This is a genomic window from Aliirhizobium wenxiniae, assembly GCF_014201355.1.
GTDB lineage: Bacteria > Pseudomonadota > Alphaproteobacteria > Rhizobiales > Rhizobiaceae > Neorhizobium > Neorhizobium wenxiniae.
Window position 1 is genome coordinate 1,671,828 of sequence record NZ_JACHEG010000001.1, and the last position, 16,261, is coordinate 1,688,088.

Consider the following 16,261-nt stretch of genomic DNA (forward strand, 5'->3'; position numbering starts at 1 on the left):
AAAAGGCGACTTCACGCAGTATTCCACTTGCGCTTACCGTACCGCCAAGTACCATCCGCGGCCTTTCCGCTCGGAAATCCTTGTCGTAACAGTTTACGGCAGGAATGCCGGTCACTTGCCGGCTTGACCACGATGAAAACGAATTGGGGACGGGACTATTGAAGATAGGGGTTCTTAAAGAGCGCGCGGACCGCGAGGCGCGTGTGGCGATGACGCCGGACAGTGCGCTGGCCTTGCAGAAGCTTGGCTATGACTGCGTGATCGAAACCGGTGCAGGCAAGGCTGCAGGCTTTTCGGACGAGGTTTATCGCGCCGCCGGCGTGACGGTAGTCGATACGGCCGACGCGCTGATCGAAACCTCCGACGTGATCGCCAAGGTGCGTCCGCCGGAAAGCTCGGAAGTCGACAAGCTCGGCCCGGCAAAGACGCTGATCTCCTTCTTCTACCCGGCCCAGAACAAGGACCTGCTGGAACAGGCCAAGGCGAAGGGCGCAAACGTCATCGCCATGGACATGGTGCCGCGCATCTCGCGCGCCCAGAAGATGGATGCTCTGTCGTCGATGGCCAACATCGCCGGTTACCGCGCCGTCATCGAGGCCGGCAACAATTTCGGCCGCTTCTTCACCGGTCAGGTCACGGCCGCCGGCAAGGTGCCGCCGGCCAAGGTTCTGGTCATCGGTGCAGGTGTTGCAGGTCTGGCCGCGATCGGCACCGCCACCTCGCTCGGCGCCATCACCTATGCCTTCGACGTTCGCCCGGAAGTGGCCGAGCAGATCGAATCCATGGGTGCCGAATTCGTCTTCCTCGATTTCAAGGAAAGCCAGCAGGATGGCGCTGCCACCGGTGGCTACGCGGCCCCGTCCTCGCCGGAATTCCGCGAAAAACAGCTGGAAAAATTCCGCGAACTGGCACCCGAGATCGACATCGTCATCACCACCGCGCTGATCCCGGGCCGTGACGCGCCGAAGCTCTGGACTGCCGACATGGTGGCCCTTATGAAGCCTGGTTCGGTGATCATCGACCTTGCCGCAGAACGCGGCGGCAACTGCGACCTCACCGTCGCCGACGAACGCATCGTCTCGGACAACGGCGTCATCGTTATCGGTTACACTGACTTTCCGAGCCGGATGGCCGCCCAGTCCTCGACGCTTTATTCCACCAATATCCGCCACATGATGACGGACCTGACACCGGCCAAGGACGGCATCGTCGTCCACAACATGGAAGACGACGTCATCCGTGGCGCGACCGTGACCAAGGACGGCGAGATAACCTTCCCGCCACCACCGCCGAAAATCCAGGCGATCGCCGCCCAGAAGCCGAAGGAAAAGGCCAAGGAGCTGACGCCGGAGGAAAAGCGGGCCAAGGAAGTCGCCGCCTTCAAGGCGCAGACCAAGAACCAGGCCATCTTGCTCGGTGTCGCGACCGTGCTGCTGCTGATCGTCGGTGCCTATGCGCCGGCAAGCTTCATGAGCCATTTCGTCGTCTTCGTGCTCTCCTGCTTCATCGGCTTCCAGGTCATCTGGAACGTCTCGCATTCGCTGCACACGCCGCTGATGGCCGTCACCAACGCCATTTCCGGCATCGTCATCCTCGGCGCGCTGCTGCAGATCGGCTCCGGCAACTGGCTGGTTGTGATCCTCGGCGCTTTGTCGGTTCTGGTCGCGACGATCAATATCGTCGGCGGTTTTCTCGTGACACGGCGCATGCTCGCCATGTTCCAGAAGTCTTGAGTGCGTAGGGGGTTATTATCATGACGATCGGTATCGTTTCGGCCGCCTACATCTCTGCTGCGGTTCTCTTCATCCTGTCGCTCGGCGGCCTTTCCGGTCAGGAAAGCGCCAAGCGCGCCGTCTGGTACGGCATCATCGGCATGGCGCTCGCCGTCATCGCCACCTTCTTCGGTCCGGGCGTCGCCACCAGCTTCGGCATCGGCCTGATCATCCTGATCATGGTCGCCGCTGGCTCTATCGCCGGTTATTACGTGGCAAGCCGCGTGCAGATGACGGAAATGCCGCAGCTCGTGGCAGCGCTTCACTCCTTCGTCGGCCTCGCCGCCGTCTTCATCGGCTACAATGCCCATATCGAGGCATGGCGCGTCGGTGGCTTGGACGAGGCTGCCCGTGCAACGCTCGAAGGTTTCTCCGCCATCCTCGCCCATAAGGATCCGGTCGAACTGGCCATCATGAAGGTCGAGGTCTTCCTCGGCGTCTTCATCGGTGCGGTCACCTTCACCGGTTCGGTCGTCGCCTTCGGCAAGCTGGCCGGCAAGGTCGACGGCAAGGCGAAGAAACTGCCCGGCGGGCATTTCCTCAATGCCGGCGCGGCAGGCCTCTCCCTCCTGCTGCTGCTCGCCTATTTCAACGGCGCAGGCGTCTGGACGCTGATCCTGATGACGTTGCTTGCCTTCTTCATCGGTTACCACCTGATCATGGGCATCGGCGGCGCCGACATGCCGGTCGTGGTCTCGATGCTGAACAGCTATTCCGGCTGGGCGGCGGCAGCGATTGGTTTCACCCTCGGCAACGATCTTCTGATCGTCACCGGTGCGCTGGTCGGTTCCTCGGGTGCGATCCTCTCCTACATCATGTGCAAGGCGATGAACCGCTCCTTCATCTCCGTCATCCTTGGCGGCTTCGGCGGCACGACGGGACCTGCGATGGAAATCGAGGGCGAACAGATCGCCATCGATGCCGAAGGTGTCGCCAATGCGCTTAACGATGCAGACAGTGTCATCATCGTTCCCGGTTACGGTATGGCGGTTGCCCAGGCACAGCAGGCAGTTTCCGAACTCACCCGCAAGCTGCGCACCGCCGGCAAGGAAGTGCGCTTCGCCATCCATCCGGTCGCTGGCCGTCTGCCGGGCCACATGAACGTGCTCTTGGCAGAAGCCAAGGTGCCGTACGACATCGTCATGGAAATGGACGAGATCAACGACGATTTTCCGCAGACCGACGTCGTCATCGTCATCGGCTCCAACGACATCGTCAATCCGGCAGCCCAGGAAGACCCGAACTCCCCGATCGCTGGCATGCCGGTGCTCGAGGTCTGGAAGGCCAAGCAGGTCTTCGTCTCCAAGCGCGGCCAGGGCACCGGTTATTCCGGCATCGAGAACCCGCTCTTCTACAAGGAGAACACAAGGATGTTCTATGGCGATGCCAAGAAGTCCGTCTCCGAACTGCTCCCGATGATCAAGTAGACCAAACGAAACATGTTCGGGGTCGGCAAGCCGATCCCGAACAGCAATGTCGCTTAGCGGAGGTCAAGCACTTGGCCCCCTTGCGACAGGTCAATGCACGGCAAGCCAGCGGGTGACCTTGATGGCGGATCAGATCAGAACGATCCGCTTGCCGTGATGGACACATGCGCTTACGCTTGCCCCCGACCGAAATCGACAGATCAGCTTCGCTTGAACGCGTAAAACGTCAATGTGAAGCGCGTGGCAGCTGTTGCGCGCCGCCTTCTATTGCAGCAATCGCGATTTATGGCATGGATCGTCTCGGTGCGGTGATCGAACGCCTCATCGGCTGGCGAAGATAGAGCGAAGGACATTTCATGTTCGGCTGGACGAACCTTGTCATCGGCCTTTTGCAGCAGACCTGCGTCTATCTCGTCATCGCCTACCTGTTCAGCAAGACACCCCTGTTTCTGCCGCTGATGCAGGTCACCGTCCGGCCATCACGCAAGATAGCCTGCTATGTCATCTTCTCGATGTTCTGTATCATGGGCACCTATTTCGGCCTGCATATCGACGAGGCGATTGCCAATACGCGTGCGATCGGCGCAGTGCTCGGCGGCATTTTAGGCGGCCCGCTCGTCGGTCTTGCAGTCGGCCTCACGGGCGGCATGCACCGTTATTCGCTCGGCGGCTTTACGGCACTTGCCTGCGCGATTGCGACGACAGCCGAAGGCCTGATCGGCGGGTTGGTTCACAGCTATCTCATGCGCCGCAAAAGGACCGACCTCCTGTTCTGGCCGCCTCTGATCGCCGGTGTCACGCTGGTTGCCGAAATCGTCCAGATGTCGATCATCCTGATCGTCGCCAGACCCTTCGTCGATTCAGCCCATGTGGTCGAGACCATCGTTTTGCCGATGACGGTGGCAAATACCATCGGTGCCGCGATGTTCATGAACATCCTTGGCGACCGGCGCAAACTTTTCGAAACTCACTCGACAGTCTTCTCCGGCAAGGCCCTGAAAATCGCCGAGCGCGCCGAAGGCGTTTTGCGCAACGGCTTTAATGCCGAAAACAGCACCAAGGTCGCCCGCATCCTTTACGAGGAAGCCAATGTCGGCGCTGTTGCCATCACCGACCGCGAAAAGATTCTCGCCTTCATCGGCATCGGCGCCGACCACCACCTGCCCGGCCGCGCCATCACCTCCACTCAGACCATGGAGGCGATTGCCGAGAACAAGGTCATGTATGCCGATGGCGACGAGGTGAGTTATCAATGCTCGATCCATCCGAATTGCCCGCTCGGCTCGTCGCTCGTCATTCCGCTGAAAGGCGAGGACAACGCGGTGATCGGCACGATCAAGCTCTATGAGCCGAAGACCAAACTGTTTTCGACCTTCAACCGCTCGCTCGGCGAAGGTGTCGCGCGCCTGCTCTCGGCCCAGATTCTCGCCGGGCGCTACGAACGCCAGAAACAGATGCTGGTCGAATCCGAAATCAAACTTCTGCACGCGCAGGTCAATCCGCACTTTCTCTTCAACACGCTCAACACGCTATCGGCCATCATCCGGATCGATCCGGGCGAAGCGCGCAATCTCGTGCAGAACCTTTCGACCTTCTTCCGCAAGAACCTGAAGCGGACGAACGACATCGTTACACTGTCTGACGAGATCGAGCATGTGAATGCCTATCTGCAGATCGAAAAGGCACGGTTCCGCGAACATCTGCAGATCGAGATCGATGTTCCGGACGACCTGGCAGAGGTCCGTCTCCCGGCTTTTTCGCTCCAGCCTCTGGTGGAAAATGCCATCAAGCACGGCACGTCACAGCTGATCGGAGAAGGTCGGATCACGATATCAGCAAATCCGGATGGCGATGATCTGCTGATCTCGGTGACCGACAATGCCGGCCTGTTTGTCCGCAAACCGTCCGTCGATGGCGGGCTTGGCATGAATATCGTCGACCGCCGCACCAAGGGGCATTTCGGTGACGCCTATGGCATCGATGTGAAATGGGAACCGGAAGTGTTCACTACCGTAAACCTGCGCGTGCCGATGGGTGAGCCCGTACACGACCATAGCCACCACCATGATGGCCGGCATGACCATCATCACGATCATTCACATGATGACGTTATACCCGCACGCACACCTCTTCGCGGCCGCCTGAAGGTCGCCCGCCTGTGGTCGACAGCAAAGTAGCCGGCCTTCAGGAAACGGTCTGTCGCGCCGCTGCCTTCAAAAAAGCAAAAACCTCTCCGCCGCTCAGGTCTCATTCTCCGCCGCTCGCGCCGCGATGGCACCGCTGGCCGAAACGCCCACTCCCGCTTCTTACACGCGCGTGTAAGCGTGACGTCATTCTTACGGAGGACGTACCATGAGCAATGCTTTATCGATTGTCATCGGGTCGGCCTGCATCCTTGCCATCTGCTACCGCTTCTACGGTATCTTCTTTGTCCGCAAGGTGCTTGGTATCAACGACGCCGAAACCACTCCATCGCACTCGCTGGCGGATGGACGCAATTACGTGCCCACCAAGAAGTGGGTGAATGCCGGCCAGCACTTTGCTGCCATCGCCGCCGCCGGCCCGCTTGTCGGCCCGGTCCTCGCCGCCCAATACGGCTACCTGCCCGGCCTGATCTGGCTTCTCGTCGGCTGCGTCATCGGCGGCGCGGTGCATGACACGGTCGTGCTTTTCGCCTCGATGAAGCACAAGGGCTCGTCGCTGTCGGAAGTCGCCAAGGCGGAACTCGGTCCGGTTGCCGGCTGGTGCACAGGCCTTGCGATGCTGTTCATCATCACCATCACCATGGCCGGCCTGTCGATGGTCGTGGTCCATGCGCTGGAACGTAACCCCTGGGGCACCTTCGCCGTCTTCATGACCATCCCGATCGCCATGATCGTCGGCCTTTATGAAAAGATGGGCGGCAACGGCAAGATCGCAACCTATGTCGGCCTCGCCGCCATTCTCGCCTCGGTCTTCGCAGGTCCCTATGTCCAGGAATCGGTACTCGGCCAGTGGTTCACTTTCCACTACGATACGCTCGGCGTCATGCTGCCGATCTATGCCTTCCTCGCCAGCGCCCTGCCGGTCTGGCTGCTCCTGACCCCGCGCGGTTATCTCTCGAGCTTCCTCAAGATCGGCGTGTTTGCCGCCCTCGTCGTCGGCGTCGTCATCATCAACCCTGAAATCAAGATGCCTGCCCTGACCGAATTCATCCATGGCGGTGGCCCGGTTCTGGCCGGCCCGGTCTGGCCCTTCATCTCGATCACCATCGCCTGCGGTGCGATCTCGGGTTTCCACGCCTTCATCGGCTCGGGCACCACGCCCAAGCTGGTCGACAAGTGGAGCGACATCCGCCCGGTCGCCTTCGGCATGATGCTGGTCGAATGCCTGGTTGCCGTGCTCGCCCTGATCGCCGCAACCGCACTTCCGATGGCCGATTACTTCGCCATCAACGCTTCGCCTGAAGTCTTCGCCAAGCTCGGCATGACCGTTCAGGACCTGCCCCGCCTTGAACAGTCGATCGGCATGGACCTCGCCGGCCGTACCGGTGGCGCCGTGACGCTCGCCGTCGGCATGACCGAAATCTTCACCAGCATTCCCTGGTTCAAGACACTGGCTGCCTACTTCTTCCAGTTCGTCATCATGTTCGAAGCCGTCTTCATCCTGACCGCGATCGACTCGGGAACCCGCGTCGCCCGCTATCTGATCCAGGATATCCTCGGCGACCTCTGGGCTCCGATGAAGCAGATCAACTGGCTGCCGGGTTCGATCTTCGCCAGCGTCGTCGCCTGCCTTCTCTGGGGTTATCTCCTCAATTCGGGCGACATCAACTCGGTCTGGGCTCTGTTCGGCGTGTCGAACCAGATGATGGCCTCGCTGGGTCTCACCATCGGCGCAACCATCATCCTGCGGCTCTCGGCCAAGCGGATCTATGTGCTGACCTGCCTCATCCCGCTCGCCTACCTGTTCGTAACCGTGAACTACGCAGGCTACTGGATGATCGCCAACGTCTATCTCAACGAAGCAGCCAAGGGCTACAACCCCATCAACGCCGTTCTTTCGATGATCATGATGGCGTTGGGTGTTATCATCCTCGTCACCGCGATCTTCAAGTGGAAGGACATGCTTCGTGTAAACAGAGCCGGCGGAACCGAGAAATATCTCGGTACACCGGCCGAATAAACGGCTCTCCAAAATTCCTCCCGAGCCGGAACCGGGCGCATGTGAGACCCACATGCGCCCGGTTCGAATTTTTAGGAGGTGCATAATATAAAGTGTCGGGGATCGGATCAGCGTCAGAGGATGCCGAGCTGTTCCTTCAGCGGCCCGAGAAAACGCCGGCTGACCGGAATGGAGCGCCCACCAAGGGTCAGGATATTGGCAACGCCGTTTTCGCCAAGCGCGATATCCTTGATATGCTCCGGATTGACCATGTACTGGCGATGACAGCGGATAAGCCGCGTCCGCTCCTCCAGCGTCCGAAGGGTCAATTCTGTGAAATGCTCATGCCCGTCATTACCGAGCACATAGATGCCGCCCGGCTTTGAAAAGATAGCCTCGACCTCTTCCAGCTTCATCAGCCGTATCCGGTTAAGACCGGTGCACGGGATATGACGCAGCGGCGGCGCAACATCGAGCAGCTTTTCCCGCTGGTCCGAAGTCGTCTTGCGAAGACGCGCCAGGGTCTTCTGCAGTCGCTCCTCCTGGATCGGCTTCAACAGGTAATCGAAGGCATTTTCCTCGAAGGCCCTGACCGCATATTCCTCATAGGCGGTAAGAAACACGACGCGCGGCATCCTTTCGGGATCGATCATCCTGAGCATTTCCAGCCCGGTGACCTGCGGCATGTGGATGTCGAGAAACATGATTTCCGGTGACAGCCGGTTGATCGCCGCAATCCCTTCGATCGCATTGGCGCATTCGCCGACGATTTCGATATCGCTCTCTTCCGCGATAAGCGATTTCAGCTCATCACGTGCCAGGGTCTCGTCGTCTACGATCAGAACTCTCATGCGCTCAAGTCATCCAGCGGGAAAGAACATGCTCTTAACTGACACCGCCGGTGTACGGAATGTCGCAGCACCGTCGTAATTGGCCGCAAGCATGTCAACCTTGCGGCAGATCAACGCTCGCCACTGACCAAAACAGCGTCGCTCTTTGTGGCAGCAAAAACAACAGATGGTCCGGTGCCATGAAGGCACCGGACCATCGAATTTCATCAGGCACACCAATCGGCTGGGTCTGTGGAAACCAACTGCTGCCGTGCAACGTCCTTACATCACGGCGCCAATCTGCCAAGGCACGAATTCCGCACCGCCATAACCCAGCTCTTCGCTCTTGGTCTGTTCGCCTGATGCGACCCGGATGATCAGCTCGAAAAGCTCCTTTCCCTTCTCCTCGATCGTCACCCCTTGAGTGACGATATCGCCGCAGTTGAGGTCCATATCGTCCTTCATCCGCTCATACATCTCGGAATTGGTCGAGATCTTGATGCAGGGTGTAGGCTTGTAGCCGGAAACCGAACCGCGGCCGGTGGTGAAGACGATCAGGTTGGCGCCCGATGCGACCTGGCCCGTCACCGAGCACGGATCGAAACCGGGGCTGTCCATGAACACGAAGCCCTTGCGGTCAATCTTTTCACCGAACTTGTAGACACCGAGCAACGGCGCCGTGCCGCCCTTGGCGACAGCACCGAGCGATTTTTCAAGGATCGTCGTCAACCCGCCCTTCTTGTTGCCGGGGGAAGGATTGTTGTCCATCTCGCCACCGTTGCGGGCGCAATAATCTTCCCACCACTTTAGCCGCTCGATCAGCTTGTTGCCGATCTCTTCCGTTTCGGCGCGGCGCGTCAGAAGGTGTTCTGCGCCATAGACCTCGGACGTCTCGGAAAGAATGGTCGTACCACCATGCCGGACGAGAAGATCTGAGGCGTAACCGAGTGCCGGATTGGCGGTAATGCCGGAATAACCGTCCGAGCCGCCGCATTGCATGCCAATCGTGATTTCCGAAACCGGAGCAGGCGTGCGCGTCGTGCGGTTGGCAAACTCGGCAACGCCGCGCAGTTCTTCCAGACCTCTCTCGATCGTCTTGCGCGTGCCGCCTTCCTGCTGGATCGTCATGTAACGCAGCATGCCGTCCTGGCGGATGCGACGGCCACCGACCAGATCCGGGATCTGCATCACCTCACAGCCGAGACCGACAAGAAGGATGCCGCCGAAATTGGGGTTCTGCGCATAACCGGAAAGCGTGCGGAACAGCGTGGCATAGCCTTCGCCATCGGTCGACATGCCGCAACCCGTACCGTGCGAGATCGGTACGATACCGTCGACATTCGGAAACGCATCGAGAAAACCTGATTTCTCGGCCGCTTCCGTGATGAAACGGGCGACCGAACCGGAACAGTTCACCGTCGTCAGGATGCCGATATAGTTGCGGGTCCCGACCTTGCCGTCAGCCCGCTTGTAACCCATGAACGTCCGCGCTTCTGTGGCAGCCGGCAAAGGCGAATTGGCGCTGGCGAACGCGTAATCCTGCGCATGCTCGCCCATGCCCAGGTTGTGGACATGAATATGATCGCCGGCAGCAATATCGATCTTGGCCTGGCCGATGATCTGTCCGTAGCGCAATACATTGCCGCCAGCGGGAATTGCAGCGGTCGCAATCTTGTGTCCGCGCGCAATGGCCTGGCCGGTCGCGACACCGCTTGTCGTCAGGATGTCGCCAGCTTTGAGATCGCGCAATGCGATCTCGATATTGTCGGCGGGATGAAGGCAAATGCTGTTCTTGATCATAGCTATCTTTCTCCTGATCCGGCTTCCATGCCGGGTGCATTGCCGGCCAGTCTCCAGGCCATGCATCGAAGTCTTTGAATTGTCGCCTGCCTCAGCCTTCAGGCTGAGATTGCATCAGGCGTCCTGTGCTGCCGAATTACCTCTGCCACCGCGCTTGCGGGACGGCAGGCGAGGCCGGGGATCATCCAGCCCGAGGCCATCGAGATGCCCGAAAACGGTTCGAAGGTGAGAACGCATGTGGGCCACCGTAACATCGACATCACCTGCAATCATCGCGTCTGCGATCATCTGGTGTTCGATCAGGGTGACGGCCATCCGGTCGCTGTCCTGCGTCGTCAGATATCGCACGCGATCGAGCTGTGTCTTGGCCCGCAAGATCGCATTCCACGCGCCAGCATAGCCGCTGAGTTCGGCGATGAGGGCATGAAAGACGTTGTCGAGCCGGTAGAACGCGTCACCGTTTCCGACCACTGCAGCCTGCTCGCGCAAGTTGGCGCGAATGCGTTCGCGCCCATCGTCATCCATGCGTTTGATCGCATCCTCGACAAGTGCGCATTCCAGCTTCTCGCGAATATACTGCCCAACCGTGACGGCTTCGAGCGAAATCGGCGCAACGAATGTCCCGAAATGCGGATAGATGACGACCAGCTCTTCTTCGGCAAGCTTGATAAGTGCTTCACGCACGGGCGTCCGGCTAACTTCCAGCTGCTGGCAAAGGTCTGCCTCGGACAAGGGGGCGTCCGGAGCAAGACGGCCGCATACGATATCTTCCCGGATCTTGTCGAACACCTGGCTCGTCAAACGGGAACGGCTGCGATCCACCATTCAGTCACTCATCTTCTTTGTTGCAGTCAGGGCGAATTATCCTCTTTTGCGAGATTTCCGACGTATCGGCAACATTGATGCCGTTGCAGGCTGCGAAACTGTACTCTGTCTGTTATGCCACGCGCCCCTCCCTGAAAGCCTGCACGGTCTGCATGACGCCCCGAAGCTCCGCCAATCCCTTGAGACGGCCGACAAAAGAGTAACCGGGATTGGATTTCTGGCCGATATCGTCACCCAGAAGATGTCCGTGATCAGGTCGCATCGGAATCTGCGGCACCGGATGACCAATCGAAGCACGACGGTCTTCTTCCGCCATAAGAGCCGCCGTCACTGCAACGAGATCCGTATCGCCGCCGAGATGATCCGCCTCGTAGAATGACCCATCCGGCTCGCGGCTCGTATTGCGCAAATGAGCAAAGTGGATGCGCGGCGCGAATTCCTTCGTCATGGCCACCAGATCGTTCTTCGGGTTGGACCCGAAAGAGCCGGTGCACAAAGTCAGGCCGCAAGCATCCTGGGGAACGCCTCTGAACAACGCGCGCACATCATCCGCAGTGGACAGAACACGGGGAAGACCGAAAATCGGGAAAGCCGGATCGTCGGGATGGATGCACAGCCGTGCGCCTTCCTCTTCCGCCACCGGCGTGATCTCACGCAGGAATTCGATCAGATTGGCGCGAAGATCCTCGACCCCGATCTGCTGGTAGAGTTCGAGCATCTCCTTGAACGTGGAACGCGTATAGGCAAAGTCGCGCGCCGGCAGCCAGTCGATAAGGTTACGTTCCAGTTCCGAAATCTTCGCCTCGTCCATGGCCTCGAATCGGGCCTTGGCAGCAGCGAGCTGTTCAGCCGAATAGGATGCCTCGGCCCCGGTTCGGCCAAGAACGAAGATATCATAGGCGGCAAAATCGACGCTGTCGTAACGAAGCGCATAACCGCCATTCGGCAGCCGGTACATCAGATTGGTCCGGCTCCAGTCGGTGATCACCATGAAATTGTAGCAGATCACCTTCACGCCGGAACGGGCGACATTGCGGATCGACTGCTTGTAGTTGTCGATCTTCTCCCGGTAATTGCCGCTACGGGTCTTGATCTCTTCACCGACCCCGATGCTTTCCACCACCGACCACGTCAGGCCCGCGGCCTCGACTTCGGCCTTGCGCTTGGCGATTTCGTCAGACGGCCAGACGCCACCCTGGTTCATGTGATGAAGAGCAGTGACGATGCCCGTTGCACCCGCCTGGCGAATTTTTTCCAGGCTCACCGGATCATCCGGGCCGAACCAACGCCATGTCTGTTCCATTTGGTATTCTCCTACCCTAATTTATGTATCGCCCCAAGCTGCGCGCTTCAGGCTTCGTCCAGAAAAGCTCTCAGGGTTTTGCGGACCCCATGGCTCATCAGGCTCGACAAATGTTTGATGACTTCGGCTCGGAAATGCGCATTGGCGGGCAGCACGTCTCCGAAGATTTCGCGAATGTCGAAAAGTGTATTGGCCAGCTTGACGGCATCAGCGCCGGCATCCTTGGCAATGCTTGTCAACCGCGCCGCATGCGGATCGGTGACGACATAATCCAGTCCGAGTTCATTCCTGCCCGACAGAAACCTCATCCACGCCGCAACGGTCAGCGGAATGACCTTCGGATCTCGACCGGAAGAATAAAGTTCGACGGCGGCTTCCAGCAGGCGCGGCGGAAGCTTTTGCGATCCATCCCAGGAAATCTGCAGGGTCAGATGGCGTACGCCCGTATTGCGGAACCGCGCTTCAAGGTCATGCGTATAGGCCACGACATCGGTCCCCGGAACCGGCGGCAGGGTGCGGATCAGATCCTCGTCCCACAATCGGCGGATCACCTTGGGCAGATCCTCATCCATCATGGCGTCAGCGATCGCTTCGATACCGGCGATCACCGAGAGATAGGCAAGCGTCGAATGAGACCCGTTGAGGCAGCGTAGCTTCATCAACTCATAGGGAAGAACATCCTCGGCCATGATTGCACCGGCTCTTTCCCAATCCGGTCTTCCCAGCGGAAAATGATCCTCCACAACCCACTGGCGGAAAGGCTCGGTAACAACCGGCCAAGCATCCACGATCCCGAGACTATTCGCGACCTTCTGCCGATCGGCGTCCTGCGTAGCGGGCGTGATCCGGTCGACCATCGTGCACGGAAAGGCAACGTTCTGAGAGATGAACTGCCCCAGTTCTTCATCGCGAAGCGATGCGAAGCGGGTTACCGCGTTGCGAACTTTGATTCCATTCTGCGCCAGATTATCACAAACCAGAACCGTAAAAGGCGCCTGCCCTGCGGCACGCCGCAAGCGAAGCGCTTCAGTCAGGAAGCCGGGAACACTTCGCGGGTCTGTGGGATTGGCGAGATCCGCAACGACTGCCGGATGTGTTTCATCGAGGCCGCCGGTCGCACCGTCCAGGCAATATCCCTTTTCCGTGACCGTCAGCGTCACGATACGAATCTCCGGCCTGCAGAGAAGCTCGAAAACTTCGGACTTCTGCTCCGCCGTCACCATGACATCGAGGACGGCCCCGATGACACGCAGCACATCCGTGTCATTGTCACGGCTTAGCAGCGTGTAAAGTCCATCTTGTGGCTTCAAGGCGTCGCGCATGGCGGGCGACATGAGGCACACTCCGATAATACCCCAGTCCGTCGCCCCGGCCTGCAGAACGTCATCCGTGTAGACCATGGCATGGGCGCGGCAGAAAGCTCCAAGACCGATATGCACGATGCCGGGGGAGACCGCCCCGCGGTCATAGGTCGGGCGCTCGACTGCATCCGGAAGGCCGGCCAGCGCGGCATTGCCCAGACGTTTCGGAACGACATCATTCCTCAAATCGATAGTCATGAAAAATCCTCGGATATCTCAGAAGGAGATACGGGGCGTCGAACGTAACTCAATGTCTTTCCGCAGTCCTTGCAGGCGCAATAAAGCCTCGGGTTTTCCGTCTCAAAATTACACTTTTTACGTGTATCTCATGTAGCAGATAGATCGCCCGACTACACGGCACGACGCCCCTGCAAACTTCTACCTTCACTCAAAATGAACCAATGGATGACGACCTATCGCGACCGGCCACCGTATCGAACGAAGCACGGCAGCAACCACTGTCCTTTCGCTCATCATGCCGGTGGTCGGCCAATGCATATGCCGGTGGACCAAACGTCAAAACCAGCAACATCGATATGCTCCGACCTCGAAATCCATGCACTGCCGTAGTCACACCAGTCGCGTTTTCCTCATCCTCGATCCTCACTACCATATACGTATACTACCATATGGGTGAGCTTGAATAGCAAAATTCATAACGAGCGTGCGACATTTTGAAAGGCACCCGGAAATTGACATTTGTCACGGATGGTACGATTTAATTAGAAATATCAACTAGATGAATAAAATTGGCGTTCGCTGCCGCCTGATTTTTCTTGGGACCGACGCGAAAGCCACCTCAACACCTATCCAATTCGCCAAATGGTGTTTCCGCGAACCAGCCGTGAAAAAATCTCCTCAACTCGAATTTCCGAACGCAGGAAAACCAATCTCCGGCCCCAGGGAAAAGCTGCGACACCTTCGACTGGACACGACAAGTACCTGCGACAATTTCGCACACCCAATCTGGCATGAAACCGATTTTCGCGATTTTTTAGACACCGCCGATAGGGATTTTATGACCATGATTCAATGCGGATTTCCCGCAAAAAAGACGCTCGCAAGAATTGACGAAAATCAAGAAATGCGACTTCCACATTGCTGCAACGAGATCATTGACATCCCAATTCACAGCAATCTAGCGTTGATGTTGTCGAAAGGAGGTCGGCTCCCCAATGAAATCACTTATACATTCTGACGTTCTATTTCCGGCCGAAAACAGTATTCGCTCTATTGCTCAAGCACTTTACAAAACTGTCTCGGATCTTCCGATCATAAGCCCTCATGGCCATACCGATCCCAAATGGTATGCTCTGGATGAACCATTTCCGGATCCGGCTCAGCTTCTGATCGTTCCGGATCATTACATTTTCCGGATGCTCTTCAGCCAGGGTATCCGCCTTGAGGATCTTGGCGTACGCCGCCTTGACGGCTCGGCTGTGGAAACTGATGGTCGCCGTATCTGGCGGCTTTTTGCCGAAAACTATTACCTTTTCCGCGGCACACCGACACGGCAGTGGATGGATTTCGTTCTTTCGAACCTGTTCGGCATCGATGAGCCATTGACCGCAAAGACCGCGGACAAGACCTATGATCTGATCGCTGAAAAGCTTGCCTTACCGGAATATCGGCCGCGCGCGCTCTTCAAGCGGTTCAACATCGAAGTCATCGCAACCACCGAAGGTGCGCTTGACGATCTGCGCTGGCACAAGGCGATCCGCGACAGCGGTTGGGACGGGCGTGTGGTCACGGCCTATCGGCCTGATGCCGTGGTCGACCCGGATTTCGAGGGCTTCTCCGCCAACCTCGACCAGCTGGGCGACATGACGGGCGAGGACACCGGTTCGTGGACGGGCTATCTCGCCGCTCACCGGAAACGCCGCGCCTATTTCAAGTCCTTCGGCGCCACCTCGTCGGACCATGGTCACGCTACAGCCGATACCGCCAATCTGTCGGATCAGGAAGCTGCAGCACTGTTCAACCGAATCCGCGCTGGCAAGTCGGATCTGGATGATCACAAGCTGTTCCGCGGCCAGATGCTGACGGAAATGGCCAAGATGAGCCTCGACGACGGGTTAGTGCTGCAAATCCATCCGGGTTCCAGGCGCAACCATTCGCCGACCGTCTTTGCCAACCATGGCCGCGACATGGGCTTCGATATTCCGGGCCGCACCGACTATGTCAGCGCCCTGAAGCCGTTGCTCGACGCCGTCGGCGCGGAACGCGACCTCACCGTCGTACTCTTCACGCTCGACGAAACGTCCTATGCCCGCGAACTGGCTCCGCTTGCAGGCGCCTATCCAGCACTCCGGCTCGGCCCCGCATGGTGGTTCCACGACAGCCCGGAAGGCATGCGGCGCTTCCGCGAGATGACCACCGAAACCGCCGGTTTCTACAACACCGTCGGCTTCAATGACGATACGCGCGCCTTCCCGTCCATACCGGCGCGCCACGACGTTGCTCGACGGGTCGATTGCGCTTTCCTGGCGCGACTCGTCAGCGAACACAGGCTCAGGGAAGAAGAAGCTTTCGAGCTTGCCACGGAGCTTGCCTATACGCTTGCCAAAAAGGCGTATCGGCTCTGACCGACGCTTAAAGGCGTCGGCTCGAGGAGACTATCAAAACTGGCTTCCGGAAAGCCGGGAATGGAGCAACAGCATCCATTCCCGGCACCGGGTCCGGCTGGCCAGATTTCTGATTAAATCATTTATTAATGGAGGAAATACGAATGAAACCAACTTTCAAGGCGATCCGCACGATGCTCCTCGCTGCCGGGGCGGCAGGTGTTCTTCTTGCGTCT

At 58.5% G+C, this 16,261-nt stretch carries 11 protein-coding genes; 6 read left to right on the plus strand and 5 right to left on the minus strand.

Translation table 11 applies throughout. From position 1 onward, the window contains the following. Positions 1 to 158 precede the first annotated feature (158 nt). From HNQ72_RS07985 to HNQ72_RS08000, 4 genes are all read left to right on the plus strand, one after another. Positions 159 to 1,733, plus strand: coding sequence for a Re/Si-specific NAD(P)(+) transhydrogenase subunit alpha (locus HNQ72_RS07985; RefSeq protein WP_183991149.1), 1,575 nt, complete (start codon positions 159 to 161; stop codon positions 1,731 to 1,733). A gap of 20 nt (positions 1,734 to 1,753) precedes the next feature. Next, complete coding sequence (locus tag HNQ72_RS07990; protein ID WP_183991151.1) at positions 1,754 to 3,199, plus strand: NAD(P)(+) transhydrogenase (Re/Si-specific) subunit beta; 1,446 nt, start codon at positions 1,754 to 1,756, stop codon at positions 3,197 to 3,199. A 356-nt stretch (positions 3,200 to 3,555) separates the two neighbouring features. Continuing rightward, on the plus strand, positions 3,556 to 5,376 hold the full coding sequence (locus HNQ72_RS07995; protein WP_183991153.1) for a sensor histidine kinase: 1,821 nt from the start codon (positions 3,556 to 3,558) through the stop codon (positions 5,374 to 5,376). A gap of 175 nt (positions 5,377 to 5,551) precedes the next feature. Beyond that, positions 5,552 to 7,363: a carbon starvation CstA family protein gene (locus tag HNQ72_RS08000; RefSeq protein WP_183991155.1), complete on the plus strand. Its 1,812-nt coding sequence runs from the start codon at positions 5,552 to 5,554 to the stop codon at positions 7,361 to 7,363. Positions 7,364 to 7,476: 113 nt separating this feature from the next. Here HNQ72_RS08000 and btsR read toward each other — a convergent pair whose 3' ends face one another. The 5 genes from btsR to HNQ72_RS08025 form a co-directional block, all read right to left on the minus strand. Continuing rightward, positions 7,477 to 8,193 (minus strand): two-component system response regulator BtsR, encoded by a 717-nt coding sequence (gene btsR, locus HNQ72_RS08005; RefSeq protein WP_148145169.1) that lies wholly within the window; start codon positions 8,191 to 8,193, stop codon positions 7,477 to 7,479. Positions 8,194 to 8,454: 261 nt separating this feature from the next. After that, on the minus strand, positions 8,455 to 9,972 hold the full coding sequence (locus tag HNQ72_RS08010) for a UxaA family hydrolase (RefSeq protein ID WP_183991157.1): 1,518 nt from the start codon (positions 9,970 to 9,972) through the stop codon (positions 8,455 to 8,457). Positions 9,973 to 10,086: 114 nt separating this feature from the next. Continuing rightward, positions 10,087 to 10,797 carry a GntR family transcriptional regulator gene (locus HNQ72_RS08015; protein WP_183991159.1) on the minus strand — a complete coding sequence of 237 codons (711 nt, stop codon included), beginning with the start codon at positions 10,795 to 10,797 and terminating at the stop codon, positions 10,087 to 10,089. A gap of 112 nt (positions 10,798 to 10,909) precedes the next feature. Beyond that, positions 10,910 to 12,100, minus strand: a complete 1,191-nt coding sequence (gene uxuA, locus HNQ72_RS08020) for a mannonate dehydratase (RefSeq protein WP_183991161.1) — start codon at positions 12,098 to 12,100, stop codon at positions 10,910 to 10,912. Between the two features lie 47 nt (positions 12,101 to 12,147). Further along, positions 12,148 to 13,659, minus strand: a complete 1,512-nt coding sequence (locus HNQ72_RS08025; RefSeq protein ID WP_183991163.1) for a mannitol dehydrogenase family protein — start codon at positions 13,657 to 13,659, stop codon at positions 12,148 to 12,150. A 541-nt stretch (positions 13,660 to 14,200) separates the two neighbouring features. On the opposite strand from HNQ72_RS08025, the gene HNQ72_RS08030 reads away from it, so the two are divergent. Both HNQ72_RS08030 and uxaC read left to right on the plus strand, forming a co-directional pair. Beyond that, complete coding sequence (locus tag HNQ72_RS08030) at positions 14,201 to 14,659, plus strand: hypothetical protein (protein ID WP_183991165.1); 459 nt, start codon at positions 14,201 to 14,203, stop codon at positions 14,657 to 14,659. Next, a complete protein-coding gene (gene uxaC, locus HNQ72_RS08035; protein WP_183991167.1) occupies positions 14,637 to 16,046 on the plus strand; it encodes a glucuronate isomerase in 1,410 nt (469 codons plus the stop codon). The genes HNQ72_RS08030 and uxaC overlap by 23 nt, the downstream gene beginning before the upstream one ends. Positions 16,047 to 16,261 lie beyond the last annotated feature (215 nt).